This is a genomic window from Ruegeria sp. SATB045 (assembly GCF_059613525.1).
The window spans coordinates 213,397-237,137 of sequence record NZ_JBXWSR010000024.1 but is presented as its reverse complement, the minus strand read 5'-3'; the positions used below and the strand labels follow the sequence as shown (position 1 = coordinate 237,137).

Annotated in this window: 23 protein-coding genes and 2 pseudogenes; 15 read left to right on the top strand and 10 right to left on the bottom strand. The window is 55.0% G+C overall.

The window, feature by feature from the left end; genetic code table 11:
* Positions 1-55: 55 nt before the first annotated feature.
* On the bottom strand, positions 56-325 hold the full coding sequence (locus AC2FNR_RS14070) for a hypothetical protein (protein WP_496849602.1): 270 nt from the start codon (positions 323-325) through the stop codon (positions 56-58).
* Between AC2FNR_RS14070 and AC2FNR_RS14065 the strand changes: the two are divergent.
* The 3 genes and pseudogenes from AC2FNR_RS14065 (at position 221) to AC2FNR_RS14055 (ending at position 2,840) form a co-directional block, all read left to right on the top strand.
* A pseudogene (locus AC2FNR_RS14065) lies at positions 221-919 on the top strand (beta-barrel domain-containing protein). The gene AC2FNR_RS14070 and the pseudogene AC2FNR_RS14065 sit on opposite strands and share 105 nt — an antisense overlap.
* A 609-nt stretch (positions 920-1,528) precedes the next feature.
* Positions 1,529-1,906: a SnoaL-like domain-containing protein gene (locus AC2FNR_RS14060; RefSeq protein ID WP_496849597.1), complete on the top strand. Its 378-nt coding sequence runs from the start codon at positions 1,529-1,531 to the stop codon at positions 1,904-1,906.
* A gap of 88 nt (positions 1,907-1,994) precedes the next feature.
* Positions 1,995-2,840 (top strand): universal stress protein, encoded by an 846-nt coding sequence (locus AC2FNR_RS14055; RefSeq protein WP_496849595.1) that lies wholly within the window; start codon positions 1,995-1,997, stop codon positions 2,838-2,840.
* Between the two features lie 73 nt (positions 2,841-2,913).
* On the opposite strand, the gene AC2FNR_RS14050 is transcribed toward AC2FNR_RS14055, so the two are convergent.
* Together AC2FNR_RS14050 and AC2FNR_RS14045 are read right to left on the bottom strand one after the other, a co-directional pair.
* Positions 2,914-3,459, bottom strand: coding sequence for a flavodoxin domain-containing protein (locus tag AC2FNR_RS14050; RefSeq protein ID WP_496849593.1), 546 nt, complete (start codon positions 3,457-3,459; stop codon positions 2,914-2,916).
* 338 nt (positions 3,460-3,797) lie between these two features.
* A complete protein-coding gene (locus AC2FNR_RS14045) occupies positions 3,798-4,982 on the bottom strand; it encodes a ferredoxin reductase family protein (RefSeq protein WP_496849591.1) in 1,185 nt (394 codons plus the stop codon).
* 400 nt (positions 4,983-5,382) lie between these two features.
* Between AC2FNR_RS14045 and AC2FNR_RS14040 the strand changes: the two genes are divergently transcribed.
* Positions 5,383-5,886 (top strand): Hsp20/alpha crystallin family protein, encoded by a 504-nt coding sequence (locus AC2FNR_RS14040; protein WP_480866623.1) that lies wholly within the window; start codon positions 5,383-5,385, stop codon positions 5,884-5,886.
* Positions 5,887-6,105: 219 nt separating this feature from the next.
* A complete protein-coding gene (locus tag AC2FNR_RS14035; protein ID WP_480866621.1) occupies positions 6,106-7,698 on the top strand; it encodes a trypsin-like peptidase domain-containing protein in 1,593 nt (530 codons plus the stop codon).
* Here the strand turns inward: AC2FNR_RS14035 and AC2FNR_RS14030 are convergent, their stop codons facing one another.
* Positions 7,699-9,315, bottom strand: a complete 1,617-nt coding sequence (locus AC2FNR_RS14030) for an MFS transporter (RefSeq protein ID WP_480866620.1) — start codon at positions 9,313-9,315, stop codon at positions 7,699-7,701. It lies immediately after the preceding gene.
* A gap of 43 nt (positions 9,316-9,358) precedes the next feature.
* On the bottom strand, positions 9,359-10,579 hold the full coding sequence (locus AC2FNR_RS14025; protein WP_480866619.1) for an APC family permease: 1,221 nt from the start codon (positions 10,577-10,579) through the stop codon (positions 9,359-9,361).
* 438 nt (positions 10,580-11,017) lie between these two features.
* On the opposite strand from AC2FNR_RS14025, the gene AC2FNR_RS14020 reads away from it, so the two are divergent.
* Positions 11,018-12,622 (top strand): Na/Pi cotransporter family protein, encoded by a 1,605-nt coding sequence (locus AC2FNR_RS14020; protein ID WP_496849588.1) that lies wholly within the window; start codon positions 11,018-11,020, stop codon positions 12,620-12,622.
* Positions 12,623-12,782: 160 nt separating this feature from the next.
* Positions 12,783-13,190, top strand: a complete 408-nt coding sequence (locus AC2FNR_RS14015) for a c-type cytochrome (protein ID WP_170754750.1) — start codon at positions 12,783-12,785, stop codon at positions 13,188-13,190.
* A 15-nt stretch (positions 13,191-13,205) separates the two neighbouring features.
* Here AC2FNR_RS14015 and AC2FNR_RS14010 read toward each other — a convergent pair whose 3' ends face one another.
* The gene (locus AC2FNR_RS14010; protein WP_496849586.1) at positions 13,206-14,363 is read right to left on the bottom strand and encodes a cation:proton antiporter; all 1,158 of its coding nucleotides are present in this window, start codon (positions 14,361-14,363) and stop codon (positions 13,206-13,208) included.
* Positions 14,364-14,562: 199 nt separating this feature from the next.
* Between AC2FNR_RS14010 and AC2FNR_RS14005 the strand changes: the two genes are divergently transcribed.
* From AC2FNR_RS14005 to AC2FNR_RS13970, 8 genes and pseudogenes are all read left to right on the top strand, one after another.
* Positions 14,563-15,012, top strand: a complete 450-nt coding sequence (locus AC2FNR_RS14005) for a phasin family protein (RefSeq protein WP_496849584.1) — start codon at positions 14,563-14,565, stop codon at positions 15,010-15,012.
* 57 nt (positions 15,013-15,069) lie between these two features.
* The gene (locus tag AC2FNR_RS14000) at positions 15,070-15,477 is read left to right on the top strand and encodes a universal stress protein (RefSeq protein ID WP_496849582.1); all 408 of its coding nucleotides are present in this window, start codon (positions 15,070-15,072) and stop codon (positions 15,475-15,477) included.
* A 540-nt stretch (positions 15,478-16,017) separates the two neighbouring features.
* Positions 16,018-16,656, top strand: a complete 639-nt coding sequence (parA, locus tag AC2FNR_RS13995) for a ParA family partition ATPase (protein WP_170355495.1) — start codon at positions 16,018-16,020, stop codon at positions 16,654-16,656.
* Between the two features lie 61 nt (positions 16,657-16,717).
* Positions 16,718-17,323, top strand: a pseudogene (locus AC2FNR_RS13990) (AraC family transcriptional regulator ligand-binding domain-containing protein); the annotation flags it as partial.
* 180 nt (positions 17,324-17,503) lie between these two features.
* Positions 17,504-17,746, top strand: coding sequence for a helix-turn-helix domain-containing protein (locus AC2FNR_RS13985; protein WP_496849600.1), 243 nt, complete (start codon positions 17,504-17,506; stop codon positions 17,744-17,746).
* 170 nt (positions 17,747-17,916) lie between these two features.
* Positions 17,917-19,122 (top strand): acyl-CoA dehydrogenase family protein, encoded by a 1,206-nt coding sequence (locus tag AC2FNR_RS13980; protein ID WP_496849580.1) that lies wholly within the window; start codon positions 17,917-17,919, stop codon positions 19,120-19,122.
* 403 nt (positions 19,123-19,525) lie between these two features.
* Positions 19,526-19,762, top strand: coding sequence for a DUF1127 domain-containing protein (locus AC2FNR_RS13975; RefSeq protein WP_170355492.1), 237 nt, complete (start codon positions 19,526-19,528; stop codon positions 19,760-19,762).
* A 42-nt stretch (positions 19,763-19,804) separates the two neighbouring features.
* On the top strand, positions 19,805-20,005 hold the full coding sequence (locus AC2FNR_RS13970; protein WP_170355491.1) for a DUF1127 domain-containing protein: 201 nt from the start codon (positions 19,805-19,807) through the stop codon (positions 20,003-20,005).
* Between the two features lie 109 nt (positions 20,006-20,114).
* Here the strand turns inward: AC2FNR_RS13970 and AC2FNR_RS13965 are convergent, their stop codons facing one another.
* From AC2FNR_RS13965 to AC2FNR_RS13950, 4 genes are read right to left on the bottom strand one after another with little or no spacing between them, the layout of a single operon-like run.
* Positions 20,115-21,257 (bottom strand): saccharopine dehydrogenase family protein, encoded by a 1,143-nt coding sequence (locus AC2FNR_RS13965; RefSeq protein WP_496849577.1) that lies wholly within the window; start codon positions 21,255-21,257, stop codon positions 20,115-20,117.
* A gap of 3 nt (positions 21,258-21,260) precedes the next feature.
* Positions 21,261-22,313 (bottom strand): saccharopine dehydrogenase, encoded by a 1,053-nt coding sequence (locus AC2FNR_RS13960; protein WP_496849576.1) that lies wholly within the window; start codon positions 22,311-22,313, stop codon positions 21,261-21,263.
* A 15-nt stretch (positions 22,314-22,328) separates the two neighbouring features.
* Complete coding sequence (locus AC2FNR_RS13955) at positions 22,329-22,943, bottom strand: glutathione S-transferase family protein (protein WP_496849574.1); 615 nt, start codon at positions 22,941-22,943, stop codon at positions 22,329-22,331.
* Between the two features lie 10 nt (positions 22,944-22,953).
* Positions 22,954-23,604, bottom strand: a complete 651-nt coding sequence (locus AC2FNR_RS13950; protein ID WP_480866604.1) for a histidine phosphatase family protein — start codon at positions 23,602-23,604, stop codon at positions 22,954-22,956.
* Positions 23,605-23,741 lie beyond the last annotated feature (137 nt).

The following is a 23,741-nucleotide window of genomic DNA, read 5'->3' as shown; positions in this document are numbered from 1 at the left end:
GCCCGTTCAGACTACAATTGATCCCCCGGATCAATTGCTTAACGTCTTCACCTCGTCAGCCGCATAACCTGAAGGTCGCAGGTTCAAATCCTGCTCCCGCAACCACTTGGGTCGAACAGAGTCTCGAACAAGCCGCCTCAGGGCGGCTTTGTTCGTTCTGGGCCAACCCAATCATCGCTGAAAGTGCCCCTTCCAGTTCGATCTGAACGCTATCCTGTTTATGTTGGACCGAGACACGCTCGATCAGGCCCCGGATGATCTCCAAAGCCCCTGTACGGATCGACGGATCCGATACGCGATAGGCTTGAGCATGCTCTTCACACACAGTGGCAGGTTTGACGCCCTGCCGGTTCTCCCGCAAGACCGGGGGGAAGGAGCGGGGGCCGGATATTGTCTTATGACAAATGGGGGTGTAGCGGAATTGGTCGAGAAGCGCCTTGGGCTTATCGAAAGGCTGTCCCGCCTTGAGGTCCGGGCGCCTGTCGCCGGCATTACCTTTGGATCAAGCGTCTTTGCGGAACAGTCTGTAGTTCGGGCAGCCGATCCGATGATGTATATCGTGCCCGGAGATCAACCGCTTCACGTGTCCGCACGGATATCACCGACAGATATCGAGCAGGTCTACACCGGTCGGGATGTATCGCTGATGTTTACCACGTTCAATCGACGCACGACTCCGGAAGTTGCAGGTAAAGTCGTCCGCGTTGCCGCTGATGCTGCGTGAGATGAAGCCACAGGTGAAACGTTCTACGAGGCGATCCTCATGCCAGACGTGGCAGCGCTCGAGGCTCTGGAAAATGTCTCACTTGTTCCAGGCATGCCGGCCGAAGCCTTCCTCAAGACCGAGAACCGGACTCCGCTAAGTTATCTGACGCAGCCGCTCGCTGTGTATTTTCAGCGTGCGTTTCGCGAGGATTAAATCACCGGCCCCAATAATGCCGGTGGTGCACACGTCCAATCTTCCAATTACGATAATGTTCTGTATCGGCTCTGATCAGGGCTGCGCTAAAATATATCAGTCTTGGACTACGCCGTTCTCAAAGGAAAAGAAAGCCGATGAGATTTGGGTGACCTTTTAACGCCAACTCGTTCGCCGACGTCTATTGAACCAAACTTTTCAACTCATCATGATGAATTAAAAACTGTGCACAGCAGTATCGTTAGGACGTCAATTTTGCGGACGTTCGGCAAAGGCCAAATCCTGCTCCCGCAACCACTTGGGTCGAACAGAGTCTCGAACAAGCCGCCTCAGGGCGGCTTTGTTCGTTCTGGGCCAACCCAATCATCGCTGAAAGTGCCCCTTCCAGTTCGATCTGAACGCCATAGAAAAGGCGACACTAGCGCGCTGACCCTGTCCGCCTTTCTTGCAGATTGATGCGAATGTGGCGCGGTATTAAGTTTGTTAATTCTAGCTGAGCAGAGTTGAGCACGATTCGACCTCATTGCGTCTCCCGCTATGCTCATTGATCCTTGTCAAGATTTGAGCGGGCAAGAAGTGGTACAATCAATGATAACTCAGGGGGGATTCATGGAAGAGTTAGTTGAAATCGGTAGATCCTTCGTCCAGGCCATGCGTGAGCGCAGGGGCATTGGAAGTGTCGATGAAATGTATGCCGAAAACGCACAGTCGATAGAGGCAGTCGTGCCTCCGGCTCGACAATTCCGCGTTTCAAAGGGGCGAGAAGCCATCAAGGGAAAAAGAGAGGATTGGTTGGCATCGCACGAAATCCAGGAACTCGACGTGGATGGTCCCTACGTCCACCCACCCAACCGCTTTGGAGTGCGTTTCAGGGCTGAAGTGATTCAGAAATCTACGGGTGAGCGCATTTCGCTGCGCGAGATCGCTTTGTATTCGGTGGCGGACGGCAAGATTGTGCTGGAAGAGTTCTTCATGCTGCCGAAATAAATAGAGCGACTGACAACAAAATCTATTTGTTGGTTTAATCAGTGCGCACGGCGCTGGGGCGAAGTGAAATTCCGGACGGAGGTCGGGAATGCGACACAGAACAGTGGCATATTATGTAGGAGTTGATGCTGACGACGCGTCGATTTTGGAATGCGCTAAAACTGCCCGCATCCAAAACGGCCACTTGATTTGTGTATTGATTGCGGCTTTACCCAACCTGCCTTATCTAAACTATGGATCAAACAGGTTCGTTGAGGCGGGTCTCCCTTCAAACTGGTTGGATGTTCTAGACGAAAAAAATGCCGCCTTGAAGTCCCGCGCCACCGAAGTTGAAGCGCTTCTGGCCGCGCAGGGTGTATCGGCAAATGTAAACGCCTTTATTGGATCTGGAACTGACTTACAGCATCTTGTGGCAGGCCAAGCCAAATGCTGTGATATCGCCTTTCTTGACGCTGAGTTGCGAAAAGATCCCGATTTGTTTCATAAGGTCGCGTACGGAGTATTGTTCCATTCTCCAGTCGCCCTAATGATCAATGGAGACCCGTTTGCCCAACGTGAACGCATTTTTTTAGCATGGAATGATAGCCTGCCTGCGTCTAGGGCTGCACATTTAGCTTTACCTTTTTTTCTGGCGGCCAAGAAAGTTGTGGTTGGGTGTTTCGATTTGCGGTCGTCTGATGACGTCGAAGGCGAAGAACCCGGAACTGACGTTGCTGGATGGCTCCGTCATCACGGTTGCAAAGTGACCGTGTCGCAGTTTCCGTGTGGTGGGGACTCGATCGAACGCTGCATTCAGGATAGCGCAACAGAATTGGGAGCCGATCTCGTTGTTATGGGCGCGTATGGGCATTCCCATCTGCGCGAGTCAGTCTTTGGGGGAACGACGCAAGCAATGTTGGAGCAGACAGGGTTGCCAGTGCTATTAGGACACTAATGAAGCGAACCGGCGACTGTGATTTTCTGGTAAATACGAGAGTAGCCAGCTGTTGTTAGGATATCGTTTGAGATTAATGCTGATTGGCCCGGCCGTTTCCACCAAGAAAATCTACCACAGTAGACGTTAATTCGTCCCAATCAGTAAACTCCCGTGCACCATCTCGTGGATCGATTTTTCGACCCAGCAAGACAACGTGCTTTAGGATCTCCCTCTCAAAATATCCGTAGCTTTCGGGCCTCACTGCGCCTGCGACCAACGCTGTTGCATCTGGTTCAAAACCTGTTCGCATTAGCATTTCGTTGAGATAGTCTTGCGCTTCTTCTCGACCTGACGCGAAAGCAGCTTTTAGACCGACGGAAAGCACGAGAGACTTTCGTTCCATTAGGGCATTTCTATTTGAAGCGACAAAAGTCTCGAATGACTCGGGATGCCTACGCTCGTGGACAGGGGCCAGAAGAACAACCTTGACCACATCGTCAAGTGATATGTGGCTGGACATTTCATCGGTATTGATAAGCTTTGCGTTGAATCCGGCATTCTTCGCGACACTGCTGATGAAGCGCGCAATCTTTGCTGTCTGGCCTTCGACTGTAGCGAAGGCGATGAGTACGATCATTCCGATCCTCCCATAAATCGGTCTGAATAGATTGCTGATTATGAATAAGTGGCTTGGTTTGCCCTTGATCTCCATCAAAGGCGTTACTTGGGAGCGTATCGCGAGAGTTGTGGTTCGCTTTTGCTGTCCACGCAAAGCATGTTTTTAAGGAAGATCGCAACGACCTACATCTCGAAGCAAGTCGGCTTTTCTGGGCTGACAATTTTTGAAGCTGGCTATGGCCCGATGGTTTGTTTTGCTACCTTAAGGAAAAGGCCAAAACAGCGACGAGGATTACAAAACTGATGCACCACACCGTGACCTTCACTTGTTGGCTTGCGGGCAGATTTCTGAGCAGTCTAGTCATAGTCAAACCTTTCAGACAAAATCCGGTGTGACGCGGTGCCCCGAGCGATCAGATGATCTTCGACGGCGTCCATCATGGCCGGGGGGCCGCAGAGAACAAAAAGCCAGCTCTCAAATTGTTCAGATGACAAATTGCGGTCCAACAGGGGACCGTCGATCAAACCAGTTTCGCCGCGCCAATCCTTGGGCGGTTCGGATAGAACAAATACTGTTTCTTCTTTGGACAACTCCCGAGGATAAACAATCTGCTCCTCCACCCGGTTGCCATAGATAAGCTTGAGATCGCGTTGTGTTCCGCTTAACCTTACTTGACGCATAATGCTCAACATCGGCGCGATACCCACACCACCTGCGATCAGAACAATGCCTTTCTCAGGACGGTGGCTGATCGACAAATTTCCGTGTGGGGCATCCAGATAGACAGGGGTTTGCGGAGCGATCTGTCCGAGACCGCATGTGAAATCCCCAAGTTCCTTTATCACAAAGGACACTTCGGGGCCTTCGGCTGGTGCCGAACTAATCGAGAATGGGTTCTCGTGCAGCGAGAAAGCACTGTGGCCGACATTTAGCCAAGCAAACTGCCCTGCTTCGAAAGTTAGTCCGGTGTGACCATCGGGCTTGAGCCGCAACTCCCATTGCTTTGGTGTTAGTCGACATAGAGAAGCAACGCGCCACGGCCTTTTCCTCTGACGCAAAGGGCAAACGAGATAGACATACAGTAAAGTCCCTACTGCAATAGTGGTCAGGGCAAGCCAGAGAAACGTCATTAGCGGATGTCCGCCGTAGCGCCCGGCATAGACTGTGTGGTGCAACAGCAGGCAGGCAATCACCAAGGCTCCCAGCCCGTGCAATAGGCGCCATGTCTCGTACTTGTAATCAAGGGATTTACGGGCAATTGCCGAGGCAACCAGAATGAACAGTAAAAAATATGCGCCGATGCCCGACGCCAGGGCAGAAAAGTCGGTCGAAATAGTAAGTTGACTTGTTTCATCCCACGGGCGGCGTCCGCCAGATGGCGTACCCTGGTACAGCAGCGGGTGTATTAGCGCAAAGCCAAGCGCTGTACGCGCCATCATCTGATGCACCCGCATAGTCACATCCATACCCAGACCGGAAGAGATGAATCTGAACCGCCCAGACAGCAAGAACTCAACTAGTATTATTGAAAAAGCAAGCATTCCAAGCCCGGACGCGAGCTCTTGATGAAATGATCGCGGTTGCCATCCCAGAGACCAAGAAAAACCCAAGGGGGCCAAGATCAGCAAAACGTAGATCAGCGCCAGATAAGGCCATTTCATACGGCTTTGCTCCAAATTTCTAAAGGTAGGCAACCCGGGCTCATTCAGAATAAACGCTAAGCTGACATGGGACTCCGATCAAGACTGCTGAGATTGGTCTGAATTGTAGCATGACAGGGCAAGAGTGTTTGCCGACGGTTCCCATTTCTGTTCGTCCGGTCGGTACGTGCGATCTGGCTGAAGCTGAGGCTGCATGCTTGCGCAAGATCAAGGTCATTGACCGCGTTTCCTGTCATAATGTTGCGCGCGCGAAATCCGACCAAAGGAGGAGGCTCAAAAAATGCTAGAAGACAAAAAGTCCCCGCAACTTTTCACTGGAACGCATCCGCTCTCCGACAATTTTCGACGTGAAATGGAAACCCTGATGTCGCGGTTTTTTGGGGGAGGATCACCTTTCCTACCTATGGAAACGGCTGCGCAACGCACGGGTTTTCCGTCTCTTGATATGACAGGCGCGATTTCTCCGGCAATCGATGTCCAAGAGACGGATTCTGCGATAGTCCTAACGGCTGAATTGCCGGGGCTCGAAGAGGATGATGTAGAAATTGAAATCAAGGATCGCAGGCTAATCCTGCGCGGTCAGAAGAAGATTGCGCATGACGAAACGGGCGATCTGCGTGTAAGCGAAAGAAGCTATGGCAGCTTTTCCAGAGCCATGTCGCTGCCAGATACTGTGGAAGTCGACAAGGTTTCAGCAACATTCGACAAGGGCGTTTTGCGTATTCAAATGCCGAAGACTGAACCTCAGGATCCAAGCCGTAAGATCAAGGTATCGTCGAAATAAACAGACTGTTGGCGCGATACGGTGCTTGCAAATGCCAAAGCAGAGGGCTGATCATGGATCGGCCTTCTTCGGACTGCGGTCTGATAGATGTGTTGGGTTGAATCCGGCAGACATCGCAGGTGCTTGTTTAAATGTGCTTTTTTGTACATTCGCGTCAAACCATGGGTTTGGTGTTGCGGCGTGATAGAATGCCCTCACGCGTTTGGATAGGGGGCCACAATGCGCAAACCAGAAGTGAGCGACATGACACCCTCAGTGAATGGTGGTGAAGGTGAGGTGCGGGCCTTTTTGGAGAGCCTTACAGGTCCATCGCGCGGAAACGTGAACTGGCTTGTCGACAATGCCCTGACTGTCTCTGTTGGTGATGGCAGGGTGTTAAGCATTCGACCTAAAGATGACCTGCCTCCCCATGACAACGATATTGCCACACTACAGTGGGCTGACGACGGTTACACAATAGCCGCATCGGTTGGGCGCAATGTATGGGTAAACGGGCAAAAAGCCTCTGCGGCGTCTCTTAGGCATGGTGACATGATCGAGTTCGGCGAAAAGGGCCCCATGTCTCGATACAGGTTGTGCGATCACTCATTTCCCGCACACCACACAGTCGAAGATATCCTCAGCGACGCATATGCTTACACCCGAACGAGCCGTCGACCCTTCGCCAAAAAGATGTCTGGTGCCTTGCGCGATAGTGGGCGGCGGCTTGCCTCTCAAACCACGATACTGTTCAGGATCACGGTTCTTGCAACGCTTCTTGTGATCGCGGGGTTTGGGTACCTGCTTTACCAAAACGACCGGCGCTTGGCGGATAGTATCGAACAGGAGTCCCGCAAGATCGAAGCGGTCGCGGTTATGCTTGCCCAGACGCGAGAAGATGCACTTACGCCTGATGACTTGGTTTCGTTGCGTGACGCTTTTGAGAACCAGGTTCTGTCGACCGAGCGGCGTCTTGGAACCTTGGAGCAACGCGCGGGGGCACCCACGCGAGTGATAGCTGCCTCCACTCGATCTGTCGCTTTCCTTCAGGGAGCTTATGGATTGCGCCACGTGGAAAGCGGGAAGATACTACGGCACGTTTTGGGACCGAACGGAGAAAACCTGAAAACCCCGTTTGGTCAGCCTTGGATCGAACCGGACGGGACCGGCGAACCCGCAGAGTTTCAATTCACCGGAACGGGGTTTTTGATCGCTGGGGTCCCGTTGATGGCGACCAACCGCCATGTCGCTTTGCCCTGGACCTCGGGGAACCGAGAAAAAGCGCTGAGCGACGCTGGTCTTGAGCCAGAGATGTTGAAGCTGCTGGCCTATTTGCCTGATCAGACGGAACCAATAGAGGCGCGGCTGCTTCGGTTCAGCGAAGCGGCAGACTTGGCGATTTTGGAAGTTGAGCCAAGCCGCGTTCAGGACCTTGGAATTCCGTTGGCGGATACCAAGTCGCGCGTAGGTGAAGAGCTTTATCTGTTGGGATACCCAACGGGTTTGAAAGCATTGATCGCGCAGGCTGGTCCGGGCTTTTTAAAGGGATTGGAGGCTGACGGAACGTTGAACTTTTGGTCGATAGCGTCCCGGCTTTCCACACAAAGCAAGATTCATCCGCTAGCAAGCCGGGGGATCGTTGCGCGGACAAGTGAGAGCGCCATCGTTTATGACGCTGAGACCACGACCGGTGGGAGCGGAGGACCAGTATTGAATCGGCGTGGTCAGGTCGTTGCCATCAATGCTGCGATCCTGCCCGAGTTCGGTGGTTCAAACATCGGCGTCCCGGTCTCACATCTCAGAGTTCTGCTGGGAGAGGTGGAAAGCCAGTAATCATTCGCTCGTTCGGAAGCGTGAGTTTTGTACGAAGAACACAGTAGCGAGTGGAACGATCACTGAGATCATGGCCACGCAGATCAGCAGGTATCCAAGTTGACTGTAGTCTGCGGTCGACGTGACCGCACCGGTTTCTGGATTTGTGACAGCGCGAGTCACAACGAATGTTTGGTTGAGGTATTTGGTGCTGAGGCTGCTGGCCGACAATGCCATGTTGGTAAACGATGCCATCACCGCAAAGAAGGTCGCTTTCAACTGAACAGGGGCATTGCGTGCAATCCAAGCCAACATCGGGACCATGGCAATCTGCCCAAGCGGCGATTCAACAGCTGTATCAAGAATGGCAATGAACCTTGCATCGACAACTCCGCCGGTACGCGCTGCCGTCCATTCATGCACGCCGTAATATAAGGCGAGGTTGGGCATGGCGAGAACGCCCGCGGCGATCGTTAACAATACCACCACATGCGCAATAGAGCGATTGGCCATAAATGGCCGGAGAACGATTAACCCCAACAACGCCAGCAGCGAAGTTAATAGTGCCAGGATTGCCAGGAACTGTTCATCGAACCCAAGTTCATCGATTTCAAACCAAGTCAGGCCTGGCCCCGGCAGAGGAACGGCACGGAATACAAAAATGATTGTCGCTGTCCCGATCAAGGCCATGGCTTGGGCCGGTTCCAGCTCTTTCAGCAGACGCGACATGAGGTACAGGATCACCGTTAGAGAAACCGCAAAGACTGTTTCTTGCGCAAACTCGAAATCGGCGGTTCCCAACACGATGCTAAGCACAACGAATGCCAGGCCGCCCAGTAATATGGACCATTTGACTTCGGTGACTTCATCCGGTGTGTGAGACGAGTGGCCGCGCTTGATAAGTTGACGCTGGAAAAAGCTGTGAAGAACCACTCCACTGACGGACAACACCGGGATGGCCAGAGCTATCAGGTACACTTGGCCATAAAGCGCAAGACGTTCCGATTTTTGCAGATCTTCAGTTCCAGAGAAAATCCAGATGTTCACAGCCGCAACCGCCGCAAACCCGGAAATGATCGAAACTCTGCCCAAGGTTTGCATTGTCGTGTGCTGTGCACGGGTTTCTTCAGGCGTAAACGGAAGGCCGTGCTGGTTAACCCTGGGGACCGCTTCGACCGTCATGGCGTCCGCAACAACGTCTTGAATGGCATAGCCTGAAGGCGCCAGCAGCAGGGCTAGGACATACCAGTCTTCCAGTGGCATGAAATTGGACATCACGGCAGGCGCGGTCACGAGACCGTACATTGTGAGCAAAGACAACGTGATCAGGGATGCGCCAAACAGGATCAGCAGGGACTTCCAGCGCCAAAACAGGTCCACGACATGACCAAGCGGCATTTTGAGTATCCACGGGATACCAGCCCAAAACGCGAGTCCTGCAACGAAAGAGGCGGATAAATCGAGATAGTCTTTTAGGAAAAAAGCGCCGACGACCGAGGTCAGGCCGGACACGCCGGCCGCGAAATAGACCATCAATGGCGGCAAATAGGACCATCGCAGCTGCTGAATCAGATCCACAAATGTTCTATGCCACCAGCCTGAGAGTTTTGATCCTATGGAAGTTTGGTCAGTCGTCATATGCTGTGGTAGCTCTTGGAAGCCTTTGGGTCGTTGTATTTAGTTAGAGAAATCCAGATCCGAAAAGCAATGCACTGGTGATCACCCCAAGGATCGGTACCACAAAAGGAACGCGGAAGTGCTTGGTGGCCTCATCCGGCTGCATCTTCAACAGGATCAGCGAAATGTTGACGAGCACAAAGACGCCCAGAACGATCTGGGATGTGCGCTCTGCCAAAGTACCAATCGGTATAGTTTGGGTCAGCAGAACGATGATCACCACGACCAGCAAAGTAGCAACTACTGGTGTCTGCGTTGCTTTCGGGACAATCGCCAGAACCTTCGGCAGATGGTCACGGTCAGCTAGTCCATAGATCACCCGCGAGGCCATAATCATCTGGATCAGTACTCCATTGACCGTCGCTACAATCGCGACCGCGGAAAAGCCCTGTTTAATCATCTCAGGGGCGTTTGAAAACACAAGCGCGAGGGGTGCTGCGGACGTCGAAAGAACATCAATCGGAACAACAAGTAGGACCGTCATTGAAGTTCCCAGATACAACACGGTTGCCAGAACGAGCGTTAGCAAAATCGCTTTTGGGATGGTGTGCACTGGGTCTTTCACCTCTTCCGCGACATTGGCCATGTCCTCGAAGCCAACAAATGCAAAGAAGGCGAGAAGTGATGCCGCGAAAATGCCTCTCCAAGCGTCGAGTTCCAGCGGCGGAAGCATCGAACTGATCTCGTATCCCTGCGGATCCTGGATCGACATGCCCCAGCCAATCACAAAGAGAAGACCTGCGATCTCGATGATCGTGATGACAGCCGCAACAAAGACCGACTCAGTGATCCCCCAAAGCGCGATTAGACCCATGATCAAAACGACGCTGATGGTCAAAACAGGGATCGCAAAACCGGTCAAAGCATGAAGGTATGATGCTGCGCCAATTGCAACGGCAGAGGCGGAGATAACGCCCGAGGCTGCCACCGCAAGCCCAACGAAAACCGCCATCCATCTTTTCTGAAATCCCGCTTCAACATAGGCCGCTTCACCTGCGCTCACTGGAAATCGAGTTGCGAGTTCTGCATAGGAAAGCGCGGTGAGTGATACGACGAGGGCGGCTACAACAAACGACAACGCCGCAAACGGTCCGGCAATGTCTGCTGTTGCACCGACCAAAACGTAAATGCCCGCGCCGACCGTTACCCCAAGGCCATAAAGCGTGAGCAATGGGGTAGTAAGGGCTCGTCTGAGTTTCTGTTCATTTGGATCAACAGAGTTCATAAGTGATTTCCGCCAACTGCCCATTCCGAACGTCGTCAGTAGCGTCCTTCTCTTTTTGTCTCGATTGGCGCAGCGGCTTAGTCCTATGGTCCAAGCCACACCGAATGCCTTATGTCTCAACGTCTGGGCGCATTGGGCGCCAATCAACTAACTGGGGGGCTCGCCATCACTCCTGCCGAGCCCCCGTGGGTGGAACCTCCACTCCTTCAAAATTCCGTTCACCTTTGTGTTTACTTGGGGACAGGAGGGTGAACGTAGAGTATGTTGAAACATTCGAATTTCACTATGTAAATCGTATTGGTGCTTTGATCTATGTCAATCAACTCGCGGCTTCTGGTCTGCGAGGCTGAACGCAAACCAACTATCGTTTGTCGTCGGACTTAAAGGCAAAGCAAACATGTTAGGTGTTGTGAGATTTAGGGTGGAAGGCAATTCGTGATGCTCTGGAACCTGTTACCAGCCCTGGGTGGCATCGGCCTATTCCTTATCGGCATGCTGTTGATGACGGACGGTTTGAAGGCTTTGGCAGGGGCGCGACTGCGAGATATTTTGGGCCGATTCACATCGACACCTTTTACCGGGGCGGTAACGGGCGCGGTCACGACAGCTGCAATCCAGTCTTCCAGTGCGACCACCGTTGCGGCCGTTGGATTTGTCGCGTCTGGTCTGCTCACGTTTCCCCAAGCGCTTGGGATCATCTTTGGGGCCAATATCGGAACGACGATGACAGGTTGGCTTGTCGCGCTTTTGGGGTTCAAGCTGGACTTGGGGCAAGTGATGTTGCCCGTTGTTTTTGTTGGGGCTTTGCTGGCGCTTTCGGGAAGGAAAGCGGTTGCCGGCTTTGGGCTGGCGTTGGCCGGATTCAGCTTGATTTTCATTGGGATCGAGCAACTCAAATCCGGGCTTGACGCCTTTCGCGGCGTAGTTACCCCTGCCGATTTTCCACCTGATACGCTGCTGGGCAGGCTGAAGCTTGTATTGATCGGTGTCGTTATCACCATGGTGACGCAGTCTTCGAGTGCTGGTGTTGCAACGGCATTGGCTGCGTTGAGCGCCGGTGCCGTGAACTTCCCCCAAGCAGCGGCTCTGGTCATTGGAATGGACGTGGGGACAACTTTCACCGCTGTTCTGGCCACCTTGGGCGGGGGCACGATGGCGCGCCGCACCGGTTTTGCTCATGTGATCTACAACGTGATGACAGGGGCAATGGCATTTTTTCTGCTGGGGCCGTTTACTGCGGTCTTTGTAAGCGCGACGGGGGCTGGAAACTCTCTCACTGCGCTTGTCGCGTTCCATAGTTTCTTCAATGCGATAGGCGTGGCGCTGATCTTGCCGTTCGCGAAACCTTTCGCCAGATTTGTTGAGGCGCTCGTACCCGACAAAGGGGCTGAGTTAACGAGACCTCTGTATCCTCTCGTCCTCGGGATGCCGGAAATAGCGGTGGATGCAGCAAAAGCCGCAGTCGAACAAATTGTAAGGGCCGAAGTGGCGCACCTTCGGTCATGTATCGGGGCATCTCAGCCAAGCGGACCCGACTATGGGCGGGACAGCATTGAGACTGCTGTATCGGAAGCGCGCTCGTACCTAGACAAGATTGAACTGCCCAGCAGGTCCGACGCAGAGATATCCAGCATCAAGGGTATGTACCATGTCCTCGACCATCTTGACCGGCTGCTTTACCGGTGTAGCCAAGATGATCGGATAAGCGAGTTACCAAAAGACCGGCGTTTGAAACGGCTTGCTTCGGTGTTGATTACAGCGACTGACGGCTATTTAGTGATCGACAATCCAGTGCAGTGTGAAAGCACGCTGAACCGTCTTCGCCGTTTTATGCGGCGACAGAGGAAACTTCGCAGAGACTTGCTCATCTCCGACGCTGCAACTGACAGTCTGCCGGACGACGTCGTTTGGGCTCGGTTGGATGCTCTCAGATGGCTGCATCGGGTGTCTTATCACCTCTGGCGAATTCGCTGGCATTTGAACGCATTGGAAGGAGTGCCGTCTGGGCGCAAGGGTGCTGAGGTCAATGACGACGTGGCGTAGTTGGAGGCTGGCCTTGATTCGATTTGGCACGTGCTCAAGCGCTATTCGACCTAAACGCCAATCTTCGTGCTGAAGGGTGCAACATGAGCGAGGTCAAAGAAGTTTCTTAAGGATGCGCATTAACAAGATTTGCATCCGGGGCAGCTAATTGGAGGAGCGTATGCAGATTGTTCGCGGGATTTTACTGGCACTGTTCGTCACGGGGCCCGTACTAGCGCAGGAGGTCAGCGTCGATGAGGGACGAGATTTGTACCGGACGTATTGCTGGCAATGTCACGGTTTCGAAGCAACCGGAGACGGGCCAATGGCGGAAATGCTTGCTATTCGAACACCTGACCTCACCAAATTGGCAGGCGAAAACGACGGTGTGTTTCCGATAGATCGTATAGCTGAACAGATTGACGGCCGTTCGCAATTGCTCGCCCATGGGGGCGAAATGCCAATCTTTGGTGCGGTGTTTGAGACAGACCAACAAATCGCGGTGGCTTTGCCTAGTGGGCAACGAATGATGGTAGGCCTGCCGTTGGCGAATTTGCTCGCCTTTTTGGAATCGATTCAGGCTGAATAGCCACGGGTCAATCTGCTAATCTGTATCAGCCGTGCGTCTGATTGACATGAGAGTCAGTGGCGGCCCCAACACTTCGAAGGCCACAGTGCTGGCAATAGTAAAGGCCATGATGGACGCGGCCCAATTCGGAAATTGCTCTCCGGCAACGAGGGCCATTCCTACCGCGACACCAGCCTGTGGCAACAAAGCGGGGCCGTACCAGCGGGTCTGATGGCGAGGCAGGCCGCCCAGTCTCGCTCCGCAATACCCTCCGACAAGACGGGCCACGGCGCGCAAGATCAGGAAAAGTGCACCAGCCCAACCCATCAAGCCGAAGGCTTCGATATCCAACGTGGCACCCGCCAACAGGAAGAACAGGATCATGAATGGCCACTGAATGTGCTCGATCTCATGAAAAGCACGGTCATGATGGCGGGCAAGATTCCCGATAGCTGCGCCCGCAACCATGCCTGCTACCAAGAATGAAACTTCCAGCCAAAGCGCGAGGCCCGCTGTCAGAAAGACTATACCCACTGCTTCTGCCTGCATCGGCTCTCCCGGTTTCAAGCGGCCGGTCAGGTAAGCGGATGGCACGCCTAGTGCGGCACCCAACAAAATAGCCCCTCCGAAATCCCACATCGCTGTGGTCGTGACTGTGGCCCAACCATCCGAATGACCGGCCAGAACTAAGGCGATGCTGAAAACGATCAGACCCCAAGCGTCATCAATTGCGACGACGCCCTTTAATGTCTCGGTGAAGCTGTTGGACACCCCAGATTGATTGATCACGTCTGTCATGGCGGCCGGAGCTGTAGCCGTAGCAATTGCCGCCAGCACCAACGCCAACCCGAAGGGCACGCCAATTGCGGTCAGTCCAGCAGACACAATAGCAAGGGTTGCAACCACGATTGAAATTGAAATCGTAAGGATGGCTCGACCATGCCTAACCAGGTTCTCGCGGGTCAAAGAACCCCCAAGAAGAAACGCGACCATCGTCAAGGCTACAATGGAAATCTCGTCGAACCACATTGCAACTTCTAGTGGGATCAAACCAATTCCGGCGTTCCCTGCGATCAGACCGAGGAAAAGTAAGGTTGTAACACGAGGAAGATGCGTGGCCCGGCCAAGTTGGTCAGCCGCCAATCCGGCAAGGAAGAGGATGCCAAGGGTAATCAAAAAGCCGGCAGTGTGCATAGAAAACCAAGCGTTAAGTTCTTGTCCAGACTACTCTAACTCCAACACTGCCTGCTAGGAACCGGTGTCGGAGAGAATGCGAATGTCCCGTCGCAGCCTAAGCTGAAGATCCTAAAAATAGGGATATTGATCTGTATTAAGGCGAGAGCGCGCAGCAGGTGGCACAATAGCTCATTCAGGAAACGAGGAGGAATTTTCGATGCCGACAAAGAAATCTAGCACAAATAGCCCGACCTCACTTGTGGATGTTTTCAAGCAAATGCAGCCGCCCATGTCTGGCAATCCGGCCTTCGGCGCCCAGATCGAACAATTTTGGGACGCGCAAGAAAAATTGCTCGAAGAAACAGAGGCCTTTGCGCAGCATTGGTTCGAACGGCGTCACGAGGCGGTTCGGACGGCTCTACAAGCTGCACGCAGAGTGTCTTCTGCGAACCCGTCCGATCCAACGAAAGCGCTTCAGAGTATGACGGAATGGCAGCGCCATTCGGCTGAGCGGTTGGTTGCTGACGCGCAGGAATGGTTCGAAACCGTGTCCCGTTGTGCATCTTATGTCACTGAAACCGAAGTTGCAGCTGTTGAGAAAACAGTTGGTGATGTTGCAGCCGCTACAAAGAGCGCGGGGAAATCTTCAAAGTCCGAGCCTGTTTAAGGTTTGTGCTGCCGAAAAACCAAACTGAAATCATCGGAGCAGTAGATAGGAGGTCAAATGTACAAGAACATCCTGATCCCGGTTGCTCTGGACCAAGAACACGATGCACAAGCGTCGTTTGAAGCCGCGCGCCAATTGGCTGATGCGGAAGCTGTATTCACCGTGATACACGTCCAAGAACCAATTCCGGCGTATGTAGGGTCTCAGATACCCCGCGAGGTACTTGCCAATACGCGGCATGAAATCCTGGAAAACCTGCATCAGACTGCTTCTGAAATTCCGGGCGCGAAGGCTCGGCTTATCTCTGGGCACGCGGGCAGGGCTATTGTCGACTTCGCAAATGAGAACGAGTCGGATTGCATCGTCTTGGCTTCGCACAAGCCTGGTTTTGAGGACATATTTTTAGGTTCCACTGCGAACAGAGTCGTGCATCACGCCAGGTGCTCGGTTCATGTAATTCGTTGAGCCAGTGTTAGCGGTGTGGCTTCCTTTTTGAGTGGCCCGTGAGCCAAATCAGATCGAGAGAATTGACCGCTGAGCCAAAGAACCCTTGGACCGCAGCTGACCTGCGGTTTCGAATTTATTGGAATGCTGGATTACTTTATTGTGCAGAGCAGTTGCTGGTCGGTCGCTTGGAGGCTTTCGACACTTGAGTTGCCTCGGAGCCTCAGTTTGTGTTTCGAGACGTAGTCTACTTTCCTTTTCTTCGATGGACGGTTGTTCGATGAAGGCCAAATCCTGCCCCCGCAACCAATAATCCCAGACAGATAGCAAAGCTCTAGCGCCGCCTTCGGGCAGTGTTTCTATTTGTGCCATCACAACTGGAAGCACTGTGAATGCAAACAGGAGCGAACTCACACTGAGGCGAACGCAGCAACAAACTCGTTGTTGCCATTGTTTTTGACGGTGCATTGTTGGCCGGACATGATCCCCAAACGCTCCTATCGCCTTTCCCTGTCTGACACGCTATTCTGCGGTGCAGAATGGCTGTTGGAGGCTTGATCTATGGGTGGTCGTATAATCTGTGTGGCGCAGCAAAAGGGCGGGGCGGGGAAGACGACGCTTGTCTCGAACTTGGCAATCGCCTTCCTGCAAGAAGGGAAAAGCGTCGCGCTTGTGGATACCGATCCGCAGGGAAGTCTTGGAAAATGGCTGGACGTGCGCGAAGAAACGTTTGGCGAGAACGCAGACCTTCGGTTTTCGACGGCGACCGCATATGGAATTTCACGGGCAATTCGTGGCGTCGGCGGGGATGCTGACATAGTGCTTGTCGATACGCCGCCCAAAGCCGACAGTGACGTGCGGTGGGTCCTGCGCGAGTCGGATCTTGTGTTGGTGCCGGTCTCGGCCAGTCAGGCGGATGTTTGGGCAACTCATGATATTCTGGATCTGGCTGATCGTATTGGGAAGCCGACGCAAATCGTTTTGAACCGAACCCGGGCCGGCACTCGCGTCGGTGAAGATGTTGCGAAATCCCTTAGCGAGATTGGCGCGGCGCAGTTTCAATCCTCATTGGCCAATAGGGTGATATATGCGGAAGCTTTAGGTCAAGGGCTGGGTGTGCTTGAGGCGAAGCGCGCCAGTTCCGCTGCGGAAGAGGTGCGCGCGCTTGCGGATGAGGTCGCGGGGCTTTTGAATGGCTGACCCCTGAAAGCCGCTCACTTGGAATTTTGCGGTCTTGGATCGTCTGTGGCAGAGAGCGTGAATGAACGAAACATCACCCAATCTGTTTTCGACGGTTTCAAGTGACTTTATCGCCGACTGGCTGTCGGCGTTGGAGCCACTTTGCACGGTTTCACATTTTGGGTCGTTATTGGAACGGTCCGAACTGCCGTCGGCGGGCGATACACGTCAGGACCGGGTAACGCTGGATCAGATTGTCGACCTGTATCAGCTGGCGGCTGTTGAAACCGGAGACGAGATGATGGGTCTTTGGTCGCGGCCGATTAGACCCAGAGCTTTGCAGCACTTGCTGACGTCTGTTCGCGAAGCGACGTCATTGTCATCGGCGCTCTAACGGTTCTCAACCTTCTGGAACCTGTTACTGGACGACTATCAGTTCAAATTGACCGAGGCCGATCAAGCCGTCGAACTGGCGCTTATGCCTGTGCACGAGGTCGAGGCCCAGCGGTTTGGTCATATGTTGATCCTAAAGCTGGCCCACGGCCTCATGTCCTGGCTGGCCCGAGGTGAAGTGCCTGTCAAAGCCGTGGGGTTTTCGTTCGACCGTCCGGTCTTTGACGAGGATTATTCGGTTATCTTTCCTGCGCCGGTATATTTCGCCCGGCCGGCCTCCTTCATTTCTTTTGACGCAAGTGTATTGGGTCCGATTCATGCCCGCCAGACGAGCGACCTAGACCTGTTTCTGGAAAATGCGCCAAGAGATTGGATATTCACGCGATCAAGTGAACACACCCAGTCTCTGCGGGTGCGCAGTTTCCTAACCAAAACGGGGTGGGATCACGCGAACCTGTCGGCGGCTGCGAAAGCAATGAATATGACACCGCGTACCTTGATGCGCCGATTGGAATCAGACGGCACATCCTTTCAGGCGATCAAAGACGCACTGCGCCGGGACATTGCTATTGGGCACCTTCAGGCAGGGCGCAAAAGCGTTGAGGCGATCGCTCAGGATCTTGGGTTTTCGTCGTCGGCCAGCTTTCACAAAGCGTTCCAAAGATGGACAGGGGCTGCTCCGAGTGCCTACAGGCGCTCGCCGATTGGATCTCGATAATTTTGTCACTTTTGGACAATTGTCTGTCGTCTCATGAGATGGCGAGCATCCTGACGCGCGGATAGAACCCTTAAAAATAAATGTAACGTTCAGTGTGCCGAATTCTCTTGCTTCTGGGGTGGTCGGTGGATTGACGATTTCGGGCAATATTGCTTGTGAAAGGACTTCTCATGACAGAAAAACTCGCCACAATTCTTGAGGCCGCGCGCCAGCATGCCGAGGATGTCATTGCACCCAACGTGGATTCATGGAACGCGGCGCGGGCCTGGCCTCGTGACGCCTCGGACAAGGCGGGTGCTGTCGGGTTGACGGGCCTGTACGCTCCTGAGGAGTGGGGCGGTCAGGGTCTTCCTTTGTCAGAAGGCATTCAGGTCTACGAACAACTGGGGCTTGGCGATGGCGCCTATGCTTTTGCATTGTCCATGCATAACATCTGCACTTTCGCCGGATGTGGTTACGGGACCGATGCATTCAAGGAAAAATGGGCACGTGATCTGACCTCTGGGCGCAAATTGGCGAACTTCGCGTTGACCGAGCCTCAATCCGGGTCTGACCCCATGAAGATGTACACCCGAGCGACCATCAACGGGGACGGTACGTGGACGATCAGCGGTGCCAAGGCATGGGTCAGCCTGGCGACTGAGGCGGATGTATATTTCACTGTCGTCAAGACAAGCGACGCGCCGGGCCACAAGGACATGGCGATGATCGCGATTCCCGCTGACGCACCGGGTGTCAGCTTCGGGCCATTGTACGACACACCCTCTTACGGTTTCCTCCCGATTGGTGAAATGTATCTCGACAAGGTTGTTGTCAGCGAAGACAACATCATTTTGCCGGTTGGTCAGGGACTTCAGGGATCATTGATGGCGATCGATATAGCCCGGGTTTCGATTGCTTCGGGGTGTTGCGGGCTGATGCAAGCGGCGTTGGATACCGCGCTATCCTATTCGAAAAACCGCAAGATGTTTGGTGGCACAAACCTTCAGCTGGATGGAATTCAGTGGATGCTGGGTGAGGTCGCGACCGAGCTTGAAGTCTCGAAGCTTCTGTACCGCAAAGCGGCAGAGGCGCTGGGAACGCCCGAAGGCCCGTTGATGGCAGCCCATGCCAAACGGTTCGTGCCGGATGCGGCGGTCAAGGCGGCCAATACCTGTACACAGGTTCTTGGCGGAATGGGCCTGCTGCAACCCTACGGGCTTGATCGCTTGTCGCGTCTGGCGCAGATGCTGCGTATTGTGGACGGAACGACCGAGATCAGCCGGGTTGTGATCGGCCGGGCGCTGCAGAAACGCGCTGCTGGTCTGCCTGATCTTCCGGTGCCTAAAGGGTTCGGAGAAACTGACGACGCCAGCCCATCCGTTGCGGCCGAATAAGTCAGATGCGGCGTGCCTGCCGGCACAAGACTGCAAAGCCCAGCTTTCGAAAGAAGGCTGGGTTTCTTGCTTGAGCGCAAGCCCGGGTCGGATCAATCTCTTGGTTTGCGCGACATTTTTTTAAGGCTCGCGGGGACTGCTGCGCTCACTTAGCCATCACCATGGTTTCGGTGCCTTGGGTTTAGATTGCGAAGAGGTGACGGACGCGTCGCGAACTTCCCCAGTGGAATTGCTGATTTGAGGTCACGTCCGCGTCGCGCTGGGTTTGCATAGGATTTTGCGCCTCAATAGCAGAGCTACTGACATTAACAAAGTTTAACTCTCCGCCCGACATTCGTTAATCGGGCCAACCTTTATCGACTGTGTACCCCGCAACATCACCTTAATGATAAAGGAGGAGAAGATGGACTACGCACAGACAGCCAGCCCTCGGAAGGGTTTGTTTTTTAGCTTGTTTTCGAACTATGCAGAAGCGCGCGTCGAACAATTTCGCCGTAAAATTTATGGCAATACAGTCCGCGTTTTGGAGAAGCTGAGCGATCAACAGCTGGAGGACATCGGCATCCCCCGGAGCGAGATCAAGCAGCGCGCGTATCAAAGCGTCTATCACCAGATGCCGTATGACCACCGCGTGCAATAAGCGTCGCATTGTTGAAACTGGATTTGAAGGTGGAGGGATATGATGCTTGATACACATACTTGCTCGGGCGCAACCCCAAGCACGAGCGCTTTGGTGCTGTTTGACCGGGCAATGAAAATCCATGCTATCCGTGCCGATATCGTTCGAGCCGCGCAAGAACTGAACTGCCTGAGTGATCGTCAGCTTTCTGAGATGGGGATCAATCGCACGGATATTGACGAGATGATCGCAAGGTATATCTGAGATGCCTGCCCCATCCCTTGCCGACAATGATGTAGGACGCGAGAGAACCAAAAAAGCCGCTCTGAGGGTTTCAGAACGGCTTTTATTCGCATGAAGGTTTGTGGTGTGGTCAGGCCTGGTGATCGACCACTTGCAGATGTTGGGCCAGCTTGTCGATTTCGGCCATCCAGGCTTGCACCAGTTTCGGATCGCTGGGGGCGGCATGCACTCCGGCGGGGATCGCGCGGTTCAGAACTGCCTCAACTGCCAAGGATACCGGGATCGAGACCAGACGCGCCATCGCCGTGCCTCGCGCGTCACCCCATGCATCCATGACATAGGTTTTGTGCCAGGTCTCGACGCCTTCTTTCTCGGCTTTCAGGCCCACGCACAGAACAACGCGGTCGGGCTCGCCTTCATCATAGGCGTTCTCATCCCAGAACTGGTCCGACATCTCTTTCAGACGCGCGTCGCCTTTGGGGCCGGACAGGGTCTCGATCTCGGTGAACACATCCGACCACGCATCGGCCCAGCCGTTCAGGCGCAGGGTGCCGCGGACGAATTCTTTGACCGGCCAGTGATCCTCGAACTGGTATTCGGCCATGAAGGGGATCGAGTCGCGGTTTGGGTAAACCTCAAAGCTTTCGGGTGTGGGCAGCGGCGCGACATAGCTGGTGATCGCGTCCCACGGGCGGGCCACATCCAGCGGGGCGTAGTCCCGGATGGATTTTGAGGGCGACCGCAGGGCTTTCAGAACGCCCAGCGGCGACCAGCTGAACTTGTAGCGGAACGGGTTGGGGTTTTTCGGGATGCCACCGCAATAGGAGATAAAGCTCAGGTGGTTTTGCGCATCGAACGCGTCGGACGCGCGATAATCGGCCACCAAGGCGTGCGCCATCAGGTGGTCAATGCCCGGGTCCAGCCCAACCTCATTGACCAGAGCCGCACCGGCCTCGCGGGCTTTGTCATCCAGCGCGCGCATTTCGGGGGCGATGTAGGACGACGAAACGAAATTCGCCTCTTTGGAGATCGCCAGTTCCGCCAGCGGAACGTGCCAGTCACCCGGCAGCATAGAAACGATCACGTCGCCCTTGACCAGCACCGCGCCCAAGGCGTCGATGTCAAAGGCGCGGATGTCGTCGGTCAGGTCTCCGACCTCAGCCTTGGCCTTGTCGATGGTCCGGTTCCAGACGGTGACCTTGTGACCGCCCTTGATCAGGCGGCGCAGGCCGGGGATGGCCGACAGGCCGGTGCCACACCAGTGAATCGTCATCTCTCAGATCCCTTCAATATGGGTTTTGTAAGTTGCTTCGGCCCGGCCCCAGACGCCGCTGTTCAGATCGGTCAGGCTCAGCAGGGAGGGCAGCAGCTGCGCGGCGTAGTCTTCCGAGCTTTCGACCGGCAGCATCGAGGGCAAGTTGTCGATGGCCATCACGTCCATCACCGGATCGTTTGCCACGCGCAGGGCGGGCGCGTCCCAAGTGGTCGCGCGGTCATAGACCGGCACCGGGTTGTAATCGCTGTCCGGGTCGCAGGCCACGTCGCCGATGGCGGTCAGGTTGCGCGGTGCGCTCAGCGCCTCGCGCGGGACAAAGACCGGTGTGCCGGGGCGGGCAAAGATGCAGTTCAGGAACAGGTCATGGTCAAGGATTTCGGGAAAAGGCCCGCCGCTGGCGGTCTCGGCCATGTCCCATTTGGTGACGGAAACGCCCATCGCCTCGCACATATCAGCCGCGCCCGTGCCCACGCGGCCCAAAGCGCCGATGACGATAGCGCGAGGGCGGGTGCCCGTGGCGCCCAACTCGGCCAGCAATTCGGCGTTCAGCGCGTCTTTGTTCGGGTACACCCCGACCGGAGGGCATTCCTGCCCCCGCTGCTGTGCGGCCCATGTTTTCAGCGTTACCGCCGCGCCCGCGTATCCGGCCCAATAGCCAAAGGCGGCGACCCGGCGGTCGTTTTCGTCCACCAGATATTCCAGATCATAAAGCGTGCCGCCCCCGGCCTTGAAGCGTTCCAACAAAGCCCGCCCGGAATGCTGCCCCTTATAGGCGTGGCCGAACATGATATGACGGTGGGGCAGGGGTGTCCCGTCCTCGGGCAGTTCTTTCAGGCCGAAGATGACCGCATCCAGCGGGGCCTCGGGCCAGGAATTCTCGGCCGCGATCTCACAGCCTGCGTCCGTATAGCCCTGCAACGGAATGGCGCGCACGGAACTTTCCTCGACCGTCACGCGGATGCCTGCGGCGATCAGGGCGGCGGCACCTTCGGGGGTCAGCCCGACCCGTTCCTCGTTCGGGCGCTGTTCTGCCCGGACCCAGAGATGTGTCATGTCAGTTCCTTTTGTTCAGAGCATCCCGGCGGCGCGCACGGCCTGCACGGACGCCCGCGCCTCCATCGCTTCGCGGAATGCGATAATCTTGGGAAAGGCTGTGACGTCAACGCCGTCGCCCTCCAGCCAGCTGCAAACCACATACAGATAGGCGTCCGCCAGTGAGACCTCATCCCCCAGCACAAATGGACCCCGCAGCCCGTTTGAGCAGATATAGTCACAGGACGCAGTCATCGTCTGCGCCACCTTGTCCTTCATGTCTTTCCAGCTGGATTTCTTGTCGGCCCACCGCGCCCCGCGCATCTTGTGGGCGTGGTTCACATGCATGGTCGAGGCAAGGTAATACATCACCTCGCGCATCCGAGCGGCCATGATCGGGTCCGAGGGCACCAACCCTGCCTGCGGCGCAATCGTGGCGACATAATCCAGCAACGCGCCTGTTTCGGTCAGAATGCCGCCATCCACCACCAGCGCGGGCACGCGGCCCTTGGGGTTGATCTGCTTATAGGCGGGTTTGGTCTGCTCACCCCCGGCAAAGTCCAGCTTGATCGCCTCATACTCCAGCCCGGCCTCTTCCAAAGCGATGGCCACGGCGACCGAGATCGTGCGGGGGGCGTAATAAAGCTGCATCGGGGCCTCCTTACAGGTGAGTTTGGGCGTAGTGCCGGTCGGGCGCTTCCAGATGGGGCACCGCGTTGAACAATACCGGACTCAACTGGCTGCCAATCGGATGCAGACGATGCATCGATGTGTTCATGATGGCAAGCGCCACCCGCGCCATCGCCGGAATGTCCAGCCCCATCGCCTGGCGCACTGCCATCGAAATCAGCGCGCCTGAGGTCACCACAATCGCCGGCCCGCCTTCGGTTCCGATATCGTGCAAGGCGTCTGCGACGCGCGCCTCGAACGCGGCAAAGGTTTCGGGCGCATCCGCGATCTGGCCATTGGCCCATGCCGTGAATGTCCGGGGCAGGTGTTCGACGAACCCCTCACGGTCGGTGGGAACCATAACGTTGTGCTGTTGTTCGAAAAGCTGCGCGAGGGTGAAATACTCGACCTCGTTCAGACGCGGATCGCGGATCGGCTCCGGCAATCCCATGCTCGCCGCTGTTTCCACATGCCGGGTCAGCGTGCCGCTGTAGACACGGGGATAGTGCGCGCGGGTGTCCTGCAGATGCCCGCCCAGCCAGCGTGCTTGCTGATGACCCAGATCGCTGAGTTTGTCATAGCTTTGCTCGTCTCGCGCGGCGGTGTTGGCCTGCCCGTGACGCACCAGTGTAATATGTGACATGGTCGTCCCTCTTGCCGCAAAGTCTTAGGGCAGGTTGTGGGCCGGGACCAGAGGCGTTTGGAATTCTGTTTGCAAAATCTTGGCCGTTCGAAGCTTTCCCCATGGTCAGTTTTTTACGCGGGACAGCGGGGTTTTCT

Coding starts and splice junctions, on each gene's coding strand:
- AC2FNR_RS14060 (WP_496849597.1), top strand. CDS start 1,529: ATGGAAGAGTTAGTTGAAATCGGTAGATCCTTCGTCCAGGCCATGCGT.
- AC2FNR_RS14055 (WP_496849595.1), top strand. CDS start 1,995: ATGCGACACAGAACAGTGGCATATTATGTAGGAGTTGATGCTGACGAC.
- AC2FNR_RS14050 (WP_496849593.1), bottom strand. CDS start 3,459: ATGATCGTACTCATCGCCTTCGCTACAGTCGAAGGCCAGACAGCAAAG.
- AC2FNR_RS14045 (WP_496849591.1), bottom strand. CDS start 4,982: ATGCTTGCTTTTTCAATAATACTAGTTGAGTTCTTGCTGTCTGGGCGG.
- AC2FNR_RS14040 (WP_480866623.1), top strand. CDS start 5,383: ATGCTAGAAGACAAAAAGTCCCCGCAACTTTTCACTGGAACGCATCCG.
- AC2FNR_RS14035 (WP_480866621.1), top strand. CDS start 6,106: ATGCGCAAACCAGAAGTGAGCGACATGACACCCTCAGTGAATGGTGGT.
- AC2FNR_RS14030 (WP_480866620.1), bottom strand. CDS start 9,315: ATGACGACTGACCAAACTTCCATAGGATCAAAACTCTCAGGCTGGTGG.
- AC2FNR_RS14025 (WP_480866619.1), bottom strand. CDS start 10,579: ATGAACTCTGTTGATCCAAATGAACAGAAACTCAGACGAGCCCTTACT.
- AC2FNR_RS14020 (WP_496849588.1), top strand. CDS start 11,018: ATGCTCTGGAACCTGTTACCAGCCCTGGGTGGCATCGGCCTATTCCTT.
- AC2FNR_RS14015 (WP_170754750.1), top strand. CDS start 12,783: ATGCAGATTGTTCGCGGGATTTTACTGGCACTGTTCGTCACGGGGCCC.
- AC2FNR_RS14010 (WP_496849586.1), bottom strand. CDS start 14,363: ATGCACACTGCCGGCTTTTTGATTACCCTTGGCATCCTCTTCCTTGCC.
- AC2FNR_RS14005 (WP_496849584.1), top strand. CDS start 14,563: ATGCCGACAAAGAAATCTAGCACAAATAGCCCGACCTCACTTGTGGAT.
- AC2FNR_RS14000 (WP_496849582.1), top strand. CDS start 15,070: ATGTACAAGAACATCCTGATCCCGGTTGCTCTGGACCAAGAACACGAT.
- parA (WP_170355495.1), top strand. CDS start 16,018: ATGGGTGGTCGTATAATCTGTGTGGCGCAGCAAAAGGGCGGGGCGGGG.
- AC2FNR_RS13985 (WP_496849600.1), top strand. CDS start 17,504: ATGAATATGACACCGCGTACCTTGATGCGCCGATTGGAATCAGACGGC.
- AC2FNR_RS13980 (WP_496849580.1), top strand. CDS start 17,917: ATGACAGAAAAACTCGCCACAATTCTTGAGGCCGCGCGCCAGCATGCC.
- AC2FNR_RS13975 (WP_170355492.1), top strand. CDS start 19,526: ATGGACTACGCACAGACAGCCAGCCCTCGGAAGGGTTTGTTTTTTAGC.
- AC2FNR_RS13970 (WP_170355491.1), top strand. CDS start 19,805: ATGCTTGATACACATACTTGCTCGGGCGCAACCCCAAGCACGAGCGCT.
- AC2FNR_RS13965 (WP_496849577.1), bottom strand. CDS start 21,257: ATGACGATTCACTGGTGTGGCACCGGCCTGTCGGCCATCCCCGGCCTG.
- AC2FNR_RS13960 (WP_496849576.1), bottom strand. CDS start 22,313: ATGACACATCTCTGGGTCCGGGCAGAACAGCGCCCGAACGAGGAACGG.
- AC2FNR_RS13955 (WP_496849574.1), bottom strand. CDS start 22,943: ATGCAGCTTTATTACGCCCCCCGCACGATCTCGGTCGCCGTGGCCATC.
- AC2FNR_RS13950 (WP_480866604.1), bottom strand. CDS start 23,604: ATGTCACATATTACACTGGTGCGTCACGGGCAGGCCAACACCGCCGCG.